Annotated in this window: 9 protein-coding genes; 5 read left to right on the top strand and 4 right to left on the bottom strand. The window is 64.3% G+C overall.

What is annotated here, in order from left to right; genetic code table 11:
* The coding region (locus tag BMX94_RS10655; RefSeq protein ID WP_177171414.1) for a winged helix DNA-binding protein at positions 1-648 on the bottom strand (648 nt) is incomplete at its 3' end.
* A gap of 302 nt (positions 649-950) precedes the next feature.
* Between BMX94_RS10655 and BMX94_RS10130 the strand changes: the two genes are divergently transcribed.
* Together BMX94_RS10130 and BMX94_RS10125 are read left to right on the top strand one after the other, a co-directional pair.
* Positions 951-1355, top strand: coding sequence for a hypothetical protein (locus BMX94_RS10130; RefSeq protein WP_091006204.1), 405 nt, complete (start codon positions 951-953; stop codon positions 1353-1355).
* 187 nt (positions 1356-1542) lie between these two features.
* Complete coding sequence (locus tag BMX94_RS10125; RefSeq protein ID WP_091006201.1) at positions 1543-2559, top strand: bile acid:sodium symporter family protein; 1017 nt, start codon at positions 1543-1545, stop codon at positions 2557-2559.
* Here BMX94_RS10125 and BMX94_RS10120 read toward each other — a convergent pair.
* The gene (locus BMX94_RS10120; RefSeq protein WP_091006197.1) at positions 2556-3602 is read right to left on the bottom strand and encodes a metallophosphoesterase family protein; all 1047 of its coding nucleotides are present in this window, start codon (positions 3600-3602) and stop codon (positions 2556-2558) included. The two genes, BMX94_RS10125 and BMX94_RS10120, sit on opposite strands and share 4 nt — an antisense overlap.
* A gap of 318 nt (positions 3603-3920) precedes the next feature.
* A complete protein-coding gene (locus tag BMX94_RS10115) occupies positions 3921-4949 on the bottom strand; it encodes a 3-deoxy-7-phosphoheptulonate synthase (protein ID WP_091006193.1) in 1029 nt (342 codons plus the stop codon).
* A 247-nt stretch (positions 4950-5196) separates the two neighbouring features.
* Here BMX94_RS10115 and BMX94_RS10110 point away from each other — a divergent pair, with 247 nt between their 5' ends.
* Both BMX94_RS10110 and BMX94_RS10105 read left to right on the top strand, forming a co-directional pair.
* Entirely contained in the window at positions 5197-6723 is a 1527-nt protein-coding gene (locus BMX94_RS10110) for a C69 family dipeptidase (protein WP_091006191.1), read from the top strand.
* A 68-nt stretch (positions 6724-6791) separates the two neighbouring features.
* Complete coding sequence (locus BMX94_RS10105) at positions 6792-7505, top strand: alpha/beta hydrolase family protein (protein WP_091006189.1); 714 nt, start codon at positions 6792-6794, stop codon at positions 7503-7505.
* Positions 7506-7759: 254 nt separating this feature from the next.
* Here BMX94_RS10105 and BMX94_RS10100 read toward each other — a convergent pair whose 3' ends face one another.
* Positions 7760-8209 carry a hypothetical protein gene (locus BMX94_RS10100; RefSeq protein ID WP_143052314.1) on the bottom strand — a complete coding sequence of 150 codons (450 nt, stop codon included), beginning with the start codon at positions 8207-8209 and terminating at the stop codon, positions 7760-7762.
* A gap of 194 nt (positions 8210-8403) precedes the next feature.
* Between BMX94_RS10100 and BMX94_RS10095 the strand changes: the two genes are divergently transcribed.
* Positions 8404-9849, top strand: a complete 1446-nt coding sequence (locus tag BMX94_RS10095; protein ID WP_091006183.1) for a Sapep family Mn(2+)-dependent dipeptidase — start codon at positions 8404-8406, stop codon at positions 9847-9849.
* Positions 9850-9867 lie beyond the last annotated feature (18 nt).

The raw sequence follows: 9867 nt of genomic DNA, 5'->3' as shown, positions 1-9867 counted from the left end.
GCCGCCACGGTAGCCACCACGATCCGAGTTGCCGCGGTACCCACCACGGTCGTTACCACCACGGAAACCGCCGCGGTCGTTGCCGCCACGGTAGCCGCCGCGGTCGTTGCCGCCACGGAAGCCGCCACGACCGCCGCGATCTCCACGGTCTCCGCGGCCGAAAGACTTGCGGTCATCGCGATCATCGCGCTTCTTGGCAAGGCGCTCCTGCTCGCGCTCCTTCCAGTCCTCACCGATCTCGGTTGCGACGCCAGCCTCAATGCGATCGAGGAACGACGCAAGCACGTCTACCTCATCGTCCGTGAAGCCGTCGAGTGCAACGTTCTGGAGGTCACGCGGCTTGGGCTGCTCCTCCTGGCCCTTCTCGCCAAGCGTGACAGACTGGATGTTGTCATCCTCGTCCTTAGTGACAACGACGAGGTCATCGTTAGCCATGTTTCCAAGCGTAGTTCCGAGTGCGTCCGCACCAATGCCGAGGACTGTCGACATCTCCTCGACGGAAATCTCGCTCTTGAGACGCAGGAGCGCAAGCACACGCGCGACGTTGGCGTCGGTGGCCTCCTCCTGCTCCTTGCGGTTGTGGCGAGCAATGTTCAGCATGTGCTGGACCTCGCCGAGCTTCTCCATGATCTCTGCTCTTGTGGCCATGTACTAATTTCTCCTGTCTTGCGTGATGTGAGGGCCGTAGCCCCTTAAGTCCGTGCCCGTAGGCTGGGAATTGCCACACCGTTTCCTTTAGAAGCAACTCATTATTGCGGCAACGGAGGCTGCATTTTCTCGGAATTGTTGGCCTACGCAAATTGACCACCTGGGAGAGGCATGAGACAAAGGGACTGTCCCTTTGTCTCATTTGCAGGTATTTTCTCTTTTCTTGTAGACGGCGCGAAGCGGGTCTCTGGCGGCACGCGGTTGTTAGCCTTGGCTTATACCTGACGGAGCGCAGGCCCCGTGTGCTCGTTGCCTGCTACGTGACCGGTCACGCCGACCCGCACGTTCACGCCCTTGTTGGCCTTCTCTTTGTGGTCCTTCTGGTGGTGCTTGGCGTGGTGAGTCACAGAAAGATTGCCCAGACAACCAGGCATGTTGCTTGCAAGGGTATGAGCAGGGAGACACGCATCGACTGCTGCTTGGGCCTTGCCATGGTGGTGCTTCTCGCCATCGTGCTCGTAAGCCGCGGGAGCCTGATGCACGCGCGTATGGCGGAGGGCCTGAGCTGCGATGGCACCGTTGGGACGCCGGCCTTTGTCGCCCACGCCTGCGGTGCCATGCTCTTTTTGCTCTGTGCCCTGGCCCACGCGTGGATCAACCGAGAGCGCCTGGAAAAGCTGCTGCACTACACCGACGAGAAGGACTAGGCCACCGTCGACCGCGGGGGGCGCGGCAACGCGGGTCGTTCTCGCACGCTGCACCGTGGTGTTATTGCGCTGATTTCTAGCATTAGCAGTCCTGACGCTGCGAGGAAACACTCGGCGCATAGCCTGTTCAGCGTTTTAACAGACAGGTTAAGCCCATGGTTGGCCCGCCGGGCAGGAGGAGAGTCGCATGGCATCGTGGAGGCGCGTGGGCGAGCTCATTGCCCACAACATGGTGTTTATCGTCCCCCTCTGCCTGGTGCTGGGTGTTTGCCTGCCCGACACGTTCGCCGCGCTCAAGCCCCTGGTCACGTCCATGTTCGCCTTCGTGACCTTCCAGGGCTCTTTGGGGAACAACTTCTCCAACCTGGCTAGGATCTTCAAGCGACCCGCGCCCATGCTCGTTGCCATCGCAATTTCGCAGGTACTCATGCCGCTCATTGGGTGGGTGCTGGGTGGGCTTCTCTTCTCGGACCCAAACATCGTGGCTGGCATCGTCCTTGAGTACTCGGTACCCATCGCCGTAACGTCCACCATGTGGATAGGCATCTACGCTGGCGACATGTCGCTCGCGCTGGGCACGCTGCTAATCTCTACGCTCATCTCGCCCGTGACCATCCCCACCACGCTCAGAATCTTGGTAGGCGCCACGGTGCAGGTGGACGCTGCCGGCATGTTCTTTGACATGCTCGTCATGATTGCTCTGCCGGCCTTTGCCGCCACGGCGCTCAACCAAGCCACGCAGGGACGCGTGAAGACGAGCCTCTCCCCCGCCCTGGCCCCGCTTGCCCGCATCTTTGTGATTCTCGTCATCACGACCAACTCGACAAGCCTGCATGACTTCATCTTCAACCTCACTCCGGAGCTAGCTTGCGTCTTGGTGTTCATTGCGTTCATGGCGTCCTCGGGCTACATCTGGGGCTTTGCGGCCACGCGCCTCATGCACCTTGGTCGCGAGCAGGCTGTGACGCTGACATTCTGCTCGGCGCTCAGAAACATCTCGGCCGGCGCCGTCATCGCACAGGCGTACTTCCCCGCAGCGACCATGTTCCCCGTGATGACGGGCACGCTCTTCAACCAGTTCCTGGCTGCCGTCTTTGGACGGGTGTTCTCGCGCACGTTCACGCCGGAAGCTGACGAGAACGGTCTGCGTGCAACAGGCGCGGATACCCGGCAGCCGGAGGCCTCTCGGCCAGCGCGCGCCTAACGCGGCCCCAGCTGGCAGACGTAGTGGGACCCAGCGACCCACTGGCGGCTGAGAAAATCGCGCATGCAGAACTCGATGGCCTTCTCGTGATGGCGAACGAGCCAGCCAAAGGAGTCATAGCTGCCATCGTCGCTGAGGTAGGTCTCGCCCTGGGCGTATGCGTATGCCACGGACCCCGTGCCCACAAAGAGGTTGGCGCCGGGGACGCGCTGCACGACGTCGGGGTAGGAGTGGGTGTGTCCGCTAAAGAGGATGGCGCCCGGGTGAGAGAAGATGACCGAGCGCAGGTCATCGTCGTCCTCAAGGGAGTTCTCGTAGCCCCATCCGCCGGGGTAGGAGTCCGTGACGGTGTACTTGAGCGGCTCATGCACAAAGACGAAGGAGGGCACGGCCGCGGACTGGTCCTCGTCGAGAAGGCTCGAGAGCCATGAAAGCTGGGCGGTGCTGAGCTTGAAGGTGTCCGTTGAGGTGACGTCATAGGGCGAGACGTACTCGTCCGGGCCAAGGACGACCACGTGCGATCCGCCCACGTAGCGGTCGTAGTAGATGGAGCTTTCGCCGGTACGCTCGAGGAAGTTGGCGTGCAGGTTCTCGACGCTCTCCTGCGTGTGGGTGCCGTCACCCATCTGCTCGTGGTTGCCCATCACGCAGGTAAAGGACTCGGGAAACGAGAGGCCCGCGGCCTTCGCGCGCTGCTCGAAGATGTCGTACTGGTACTGGTAGCCGTTGTTGGTCATGTCCCCGTTGACCACGATGGAATCCACCGCGTCCCAGTTCTGTACGATGTCGTCGAGCGCGTTTCCGAGGTTGTTGTCGTAGTCTGGCGCATCGTCGTCCACGTGCGTGTCGCTCATGACCGCGAAGGACGAGACGAGCGAACCGTATGTTCCCTCGGCGACGGGCGCGGCATCCGCGAGCGGCTTGAGCATGAGGCCAGCCTCGCCTGCCGAGGCGGAATCTGCCGTACCAATTGCCGCGAGAGCTGCTGCCGATGCGCAGGTGATGGCGCCGGCCTGGAGGAACGTCCTTCTCGTGAGACTCATGGTGACCCCCTTCGTTCAGTTACCTTGAAATCCAAGGTATGACGTGGGGCTTAAACGCCGCTGAATCAGCGTCTTCAGGGACCCAAAATGGGCGAGGCCACACAGAGGGAGCGCAACGCTCAACGCTAACTGAAGCGGAGGTTGACGTTTGCTGAAAGCGACGAGAGAAGCACGAGGGGTCAGCGGCGCAAGGGGCGGGCAGCGCCACAGCGGGGGCTTCGTACGGAGTTGCTGCGAAAAGCGGCCTTCGGGTGTCACGCGACACCGGGGCACCACGCGTGCCAAGCCGTCACGCGGCGCCAAGGCGACGCCGCGCCCCTACAGGCGATCGGCCATGTCGCGTACCAGGCGCTCCGTGCCCGCCCAGCCAATGCAGGCGTCGGTGATGGACTTTCCGTACACGCCACCGCCCACGGGCTGGTTGCCATCAACCAGGTACGACTCCACCATGAAGCCGCGGAAGAGCCCCGCGATGCGCTCGGAGCGTCGCACGGAGTCAAGCACCTCGTCCACAATGCGCGGCTGCTCAAGCGGCCGCTTGCCGGAGTTGTCGTGGTTGCAGTCAATGACCACGGCGGGGAATTCGAACTTCTCGGGATCGTACCTGTCTGCCAGGCGTTCGAGATACTCGTAGTGGTAGTTGGGATAGGTCGCGCCGTCCGGCCCCACATAGCCGCGGAGCACCGCGTGCGCCAGCGGGTTGCCGGTGGTCTCAACCTCCCAGTTGCGGAAGATGAAGGTCTGCGGCGCCTGGGCAGCGTAAATGGAGTTGAGAAGCACCGCCGTGGATCCACCCGTGGGGTTCTTCATGCCCACGGGCATGGGCACCCCGCTCGCCACCAGGCGATGCTCCTGGTTCTCCACCGAGCGCGCACCCACCGCCACGTAGGCGAGAAGGTCGACGAGGTACTGGTAGTTGGCGGGATAGAGCATCTCGTCGGCAGTGAACATGCCGGTCTCCTCCACCACGCGCAGATGCATGCGGCGGATGGCCTTCACACCCTCGAGGAGGTCCGCCGGCGCCTCGGGATCGGGGTTGTGGAGAAGCCCCTTGTAGCCGGTGCCGCGTGTGCGCGGCTTGTTGGTGTAGACGCGGGGCACCACGAGGAGCTTGTCCTTGACCTCGTCGGCAAGCTTCGCAAGGCGCGTCACGTAGTCGAGAACCGAGTCCTCGCGGTCGGCCGAGCAGGGGCCAATCACCAGCAGGCGGCGCGGGGACTCGCCGCGAATGATGGCCGCCACCTCGGCGTCGAAGGCGGGCTTTCTCGCCGCCATGTCCGCGGAGAGGGGCATCTCCTCGCGGATCTCCATGGGGATGGGCAGGCGGCGCTTGAAGTTCATGGTCATGGTAGGAAGATCCTCTCGTCATGCTTATGGCAGCTCCTGGCAAGAAATGCCACCAAGGCAGCCGCGATTGGTGCCCCCCACAGTATGACGGGGACCCCATCCGACGTGCGGCGTCAACCGTCCACTCGTGCGTCTTCCGTAACATGCACGCAAGCCTGAACGCGCTGCGCAATCGGCGGGCATACTATGGCACGTGAGAGTCCGTCGGCGCACGCCGCCGGCAACCGCATCGGACCAAGGAGGCACCATGCCCTGCACCACCATCCTGGTTGGCAAGAATGCCAGCTACGACGGGTCGACCATCGTCGCCAGAAACGAGGACTCCTCCAACGGGGAGTTCAACCCCAAGCGCTTCTGCGTGGTGGACCCAGAGGGACGCACCAGCTACACCTCGAAGATCTCGCACCTAACGGTTCCGCTGCCCGTCGAGGACGGCGTGCGCTACACGGCCGTCCCCAACGCGGACCTCGCCCGCGGCCTCTGGGAGGAGTCGGGCTTCTCGGCACGCGGCGTTGCCATGAGCGCCACCGAGACCCTCACCTCAAACGAGCGCGTCCTGGGCGCGGACCCCATGGTGGTCTACCGTCCCGCCAAGGGGACGCCCGGCAGCGACGACTATGAGCCCGAGCAGCCCGGTGGCATTGGCGAGGAGGACATGGTCACGCTGGTGCTGCCCTACGCGCGCTCCGCTCGCGACGGCGTTCGCATCCTGGGCGAGCTCCTCGAGCGCTATGGCACCTACGAGATGAACGGCATTGCCTTCTCGGACGTCGACGAGATCTGGTGGCTGGAGACCGTGGGCGGCCACCACTGGATTGCCAAGCGCGTGCCGGACGACTGCTACGTCACGATGCCCAACCAGCTGGGCATTGACTCGTTTGACCTGGCAGACGCGCTGGGTGAGCAGGTCGAGCACATGTGCTCGCCTGACCTTGCCGAATGGATGGCGGCCCACCACCTTGACCTCGCGCTTCGCGCGGAGGGCGAGGGCGAGAACGTCTTCAACCCGCGCGACGCCTTTGGCAGCCACTCCGACGAGGACCACCTCTACAACACCCCGCGCGCCTGGTCGATGCAGCGCTTCCTCAACCCGCACGCCCAGAGCTGGGACTCCCCCGAAGCGCCCATGGGCCCCGAGGCAAACGACCTCCCCTGGGCGAGCGTCCCCGAGCGCAAAGTGACCATCGAGGACGTGAAGTACGTCCTTTCGCTTCACTACCAGGGGACCGTCTATGACCCGTACGGCAGCTTTGGCACCGAGGCCACGCGCGGCCACTATCGCCCCATCGGCATCAACCGCAACAGCCAGCTCTCCGTGCTGCAGGCACGCCCGTATGGCCCCGAGGCCACGCGTTGCGTGCAGTGGATTGCGTTTGGCTCCAACCCCTTCAACGCGCTCTTGCCTTTCTACGCCAGCGTGACCCAGACGCCCGCCTACCTCGAGCAGACCGACCCCAAGCGTGTCTCGACCGAGAGCTTCTACTGGGCAAACCGCCTGATTGCCGCCATGGCCGACGCCAACTACGGCGAGTGCGTGCCGGCGGTCGAGGCCTACCAGCTTGACCTGGGCTCTGAGGGAGAGCGCGTGCTGGCGGCAACAGATGCACTCGTGGCCAAGCAGGGCCTGGACGCCGAGGCGGCGCTGGACCTTCTCGAGAGCGCCAACCAGCATATGGCCGATTACGCGCGCGAGAAGACCGACGAGCTTCTCGCCAAGGTGCTCTACGAGCGCAGCATGCATATGGCAAACCGCTTCGCGCGCTCGGACGCATAGCGGAACGACAGGAGCAAGTCGCGGGGAATCAGGGCGAACGGGCAGCAAGAAGGGCGGTCGAGACGGACATGGGCATCTTCAGGCACGGGGAGAAACGCGCGGAGCGCGAGGCCGAGAAGATCCTTGGCGGCGACGGCTGGCGCGAGCTGCCCGTTCGCTGCGAACGGGACGGGCGAGGGGTGCAGGCGCGCCTTCTCGTACCCGATGACCCCGGTCCCCTACCCGTGATCGTGTGGGCTGGCGGGGAAGACGTGGCGGTAAAGCTGCCGCTCGAGGAGCTTGCATCGCGTGGGGTCGCGAGCTGCGTGGTGAGTGACGGCGGCATAGCGGCTGGCACGGCGTCGTCAAAGGTGTCGCGTGCCCTCGAGGACGTTGAGGCCGCCTCCGACGCCGTGGGGCGTCTGGAGCTGATCGACAACTGCCGCGTGTTTCTCGCCGGCGCCGAGCGTGGATGCGTAGTGGCGACGCTGGCGGCAACCCGTCACCCCCGCGATGTATCCGGGCTGGTACTGCTCTCGCCAGACTTTTCCTCTGAGGACGCGATCGGCAGCGACCTGGACGCAGGAGGCATCTGGGGAGGCATGCGTCGCTTCCGGGGGCCCGTGCTTGTATGCCGCAACGGGACCGCAAGCCACCGCGCCTTTGATGATGCGCGTCGAGCGGCAGAGGATTTCCCCAACGCGCGCCTTGTCACGCTTGGAGAGGGGCCGCGCGTGGTAGGCGAGGCCATGTGGCTCTCGCACGCTGTAGACGAGGTGGTCCGGTTTATCCGGCAGGCATAGGCTCCGTAGCATCGCCCCTCTCGGCACGGCGCACCGACGCACGCCAAACGCCAACCGTCAGGCAATGCTAGCTGTGTTGCTCGCCATTATTGCGCGTTTTTTCTCGCCAGAAGAACGTTTTCCCAGTTGAGCGATTTCATATCGTGGAATATCGCGCAATAAATGGGGGCGGACAATAGGCAACCGGCTCGAAAAGAGGCTCGGCAGGAGGGCAGAAACCCTCCCGTCGAGCCTCCATTTTTGGCGAGTGCGCGTTACGCGCGGGCGTCGGACTCCGCAGTGCCGCGCTTCTCAGCAAAGCCCAGACCCAGCAGCAGTCCAAACGCAGCAAAGACCACCGGGACCTTGATCGCGGCATACACTACCAGCGCAAACATGATGGCGGCCGAGTTTGTTGCCATCGTCGCAACGACGGGCGCAAGCAGCAGGAAGCCCAGCACGACCCAGCCCAGCGCGGCAAAGACCACGCGCGGCAGATTGGGCATGCGCAGGTGTGCGAGAGACCCCGCCACCAGCGCCACCAGCGCTCCCGCGGAGAACGCGGCGAGGCCGGACGAGACTGCATACAGGTAGCTCAGCGGCAGGCTGGTGCGAATCGTGGCGATGTTGGCGTCGGGATCTGCGTTGAACCATACGAGAAACGCGACGCTCACGACAAGCGCGGCGGCAAAGCAGATGACGGCGACGAGCACGGTCCTTTTCATGGCGACCTTCATCGGTCGGGACCCCCTTACGTGTCGGTTGCAGGAGGTGGCATTGTAGCCGGAGGGCATGGAGTCCTCGCGGAGGGAGTGCCCATAGCCATCTCCCACGCCACGTGAACGCGCCGCGACAGCACCTCTACCCCGACAAGCGTCTAAGATGGTGGGGCACGATTACCAACCCAACGGGAGGACGCATGGCACAAACCAACGACGACCAGCTCAAGGCCAAGGTCGACGCATACGTGGACGAGGTCTGGGAGGACGTTGTCGAAGACATCCGCACGCTTGTGAAAATCGAGTCGGTCGAGGACCTCTCGGCCGCCGAGCCCGGAAAGCCCTACGGCCCCAAGGCAAACGAGGCCCTGGTGGCAGCCGAGGGCATTGCCAGCCGCCTGGGCCTTGCCGTGACGGACCTGGATGGCTGCATTGGCTACGGCGAGGTCGCCGGCAAGGAGGGTGCGCCCTACGTGGCGACCATCGCACACTCCGACATCGTCCCCATAGGCCTTGGCTGGAGCGTTCCCGCGCTCGACGTGACGCGCCGCAAGGGCTACCTCATGGGTCGCGGCGTGCTCGACGACAAGGGTCCGCTGGTCCTCTCGCTCTGGGCCGCGCACTTCTTTGCCCTCCAGGTGAAGGAGACCGGCGAGCCTCTCCCCTATGCCCTTCGCTGCATCATCGGTAACAACGAGGAGACCAACATGGCAGACGTCGAGCACTACCTCGAGCGCTGCCCCGAGCCTGCCTTCTGCTTCTCTCCCGACGCCGACTTCCCCCTCATCTGCGGCGAGAAGGGCCTCTATGGCGGCAGCTTCACCTCCGAGCCCATGCTGGGCGGCGTGATCGAGGAGCTGGACGGTGGAACGGTCTCCAACGCAATCCCCGGCCAGGCCACGGCCCTTGTGCGGGTTGACGCCGAGGAGCTTCCCGAGGCAGCGAACGTGGATGTCGAGACGGCGGGCGCGGGGCTTGCCCGCGTGACGGCTCACGGCAAGGGCGGCCACGCCTCCATGCCCACCGGCACCGTAAACGCCATCTGCGTGCTTGCCGACTACCTGCTTGCCAACGTCCCCAACCTCACCGACGCCGAGAAGTGCTGGCTGCACCTTGAGCACGAGGTCTGTCACGCCAGCGACGGCAAGCCTCTGGGCATCGCGGCGGCAGATGACAAGTTTGGCAAGCTCACCTGCATTGGCGGCACCGTGCGCACGAAGGGCGACCGCTTTGTCCAGACCGTCGATTCGCGCTATCCCACCTCAACCTCGGGAAGCCGCATCACGGTGGAGCTCAGGCGCTTTGCCGCGCGCTTCAACGCGACCTTCGAGGAGAGCCGCGACGCCGAGCCCTTCTACATCGACCCAAGCTCGCCCGAGATCACGACACTGCTCAAGACCTACACGGAGTACACCGGCCGCGAGGGCAAGGCGTTCACCATCGGCGGCGGCACCTATGCGCGACACTTCCGTCGCGCCTGCGCCTTTGGCCCGCACGAGCCGTACGCAAAGGTGCCCTCCTGGGTGGGCATCGAGCACGGTCCCGACGAGGCCATCTCCGAGGAGAGCCTGCGCCGCGCGCTCAAAATCTACATTGTGAGCATCGCACGCCTCATGGAGCTGGAGCTTTCCCAGCCCGAGGCGTAGCCTGCGCCCAGACGGGCG

Origin of the sequence: Olsenella sp. KH3B4, assembly GCA_900111695.1 — a bacterium.
Classification (GTDB): Bacteria; Actinomycetota; Coriobacteriia; order Coriobacteriales; family Atopobiaceae; genus Tractidigestivibacter.
The sequence above is the reverse complement of the archived record's forward strand: the minus strand, read 5'-3'. Positions and strand labels throughout refer to the sequence as shown.

Excerpts from the sequence above, each read along its gene's own strand:
- BMX94_RS10125 (WP_091006201.1), top strand. The coding sequence starts at position 1,543 with ATGGCATCGTGGAGGCGCGTGGGCGAGCTCATTGCCCACAACATGGTG.
- BMX94_RS10120 (WP_091006197.1), bottom strand. The coding sequence starts at position 3,602 with ATGAGTCTCACGAGAAGGACGTTCCTCCAGGCCGGCGCCATCACCTGC.
- BMX94_RS10115 (WP_091006193.1), bottom strand. The coding sequence starts at position 4,949 with ATGACCATGAACTTCAAGCGCCGCCTGCCCATCCCCATGGAGATCCGC.
- BMX94_RS10110 (WP_091006191.1), top strand. The coding sequence starts at position 5,197 with ATGCCCTGCACCACCATCCTGGTTGGCAAGAATGCCAGCTACGACGGG.
- BMX94_RS10105 (WP_091006189.1), top strand. The coding sequence starts at position 6,792 with ATGGGCATCTTCAGGCACGGGGAGAAACGCGCGGAGCGCGAGGCCGAG.
- BMX94_RS10100 (WP_143052314.1), bottom strand. The coding sequence starts at position 8,209 with ATGAAAAGGACCGTGCTCGTCGCCGTCATCTGCTTTGCCGCCGCGCTT.
- BMX94_RS10095 (WP_091006183.1), top strand. The coding sequence starts at position 8,404 with ATGGCACAAACCAACGACGACCAGCTCAAGGCCAAGGTCGACGCATAC.